The organism is Pseudomonas sp. ES1 (assembly GCF_050586605.1).
Classification (GTDB): domain Bacteria; phylum Pseudomonadota; class Gammaproteobacteria; order Pseudomonadales; family Pseudomonadaceae; genus Aquipseudomonas; species Aquipseudomonas sichuanensis.
Genome location: NZ_JBOBDM010000130.1, coordinates 1 through 1,234, shown reverse-complemented (window position 1 = coordinate 1,234; position 1,234 = coordinate 1). Strand labels below are relative to the sequence as shown.

The 1,234-nt window shown below is 65.5% G+C and carries 1 protein-coding gene; it reads right to left on the bottom strand.

All coding sequences use genetic code 11. The features are described 5' to 3' along the window. Positions 1-1,234: DUF6531 domain-containing protein (locus tag ACQ4N9_RS26455; protein ID WP_430934103.1), on the bottom strand; the 1,234-nt coding region annotated here is incomplete at both ends.

The window sequence follows — 1,234 nt, the reverse complement described above, 5'->3', positions numbered from 1 at the left end:
ATGGACATGGCGGATGACGCTCTTGCGCGGGTCGCGGAACAGCCATTCCTCGCGGCCGTCCGGGTGGATCAGGCGGTAGGTGTAGCCCAGGGCGTCGTAGTAATGCCAGGTTTCCTGGCCGTGGGCGTCGGTGACATAGGTCAGGCGGATGTTCGGGTCCCAGGCCAGGCGGGTCTCGAAGCTGCCGTCATCGGCCCATTCATGGATGGCCTTGGCGTGCGGGCCGCTGCCGTCCCATTCGAGGTTGATGCCGCGCCCGGTGCGGTCGGTGTAGCGGGTGATCAGGTGCTGGCGGTATTGATACTGCCAAGCAGCGCCGTGCTCGTCCTGGGCGGCGATCAGGTCGCCGTGGGTGTCGTATTGGTAGGCGCACAACTGGCGCAGCGGCGTGCCGTCGACCACCTGCCACAGGCCCTGGAGATGCCCATGGTCGTCGAGCAGAGTACCCAATTGCAGATGGACTTTTTCGGGATCGTTGTCGGAGTAGGTGTTGATATCCGACAGCACCGGCCGGCCGTTGAACTGGTGCTCGTAGTGCAGCATTGCCCCGGCGCCGCTGCGCAGCTGGATATGCGTCAGGTAGAAGCGGTCGCCCTCGCGGGCATAGGTTTCGCGGCGGTCCAGGCCACGCAGCAATACCAGTTGCTGCTCGGCAGTGCGCACCAGGCTGAAGTACTCGATCGGGTCATGGTGCGGCTTGCCGACGTTGGGCAGCGGGTAGTCGTGGCTGCGGCCGTCGCTGTCGTGGAACACCACGCCCTTGTCCACGACATCGAGGCAGGTGGTGAACTCGGTGATCCAGCGGGCGCCGAGCGAACCTTGATCGAGGGCCGCCAGCCGGGAGTTGTACACCCGCGTCCAATTGATCGGGAACGGCCCAGGCAGACTGAAATCCTGGTGGGCCAGCGTCTCGTCGCCAAGCACGTGGCCGATGCTGAATCCGGTGCAGGCGCAGGGGCCGTTCTTCTCGGGCTTGGGCTGCTTGTTGGCGCGCCCCTGGCGGCGGGCAACTTCGGTCGGCCCTTCGCTGCGAATCATCCTGGCTTGCGCAGTGGCATTGGGTTTGATGTTGATCGCCAGCCGGCGGCTCGGCGGATGGGCCTGCACAGTCTGCAGCAGGTGGGTCAGCAGCCAGGCGATGCTGTGCGGCCGTTCGGCCTGGCCGAGGGCCGCAAGCTGCTTGGGCACCGCTTCGGCCAAGCTTTCAAGGGTGGCGATCAGTGGCTTGAACAAG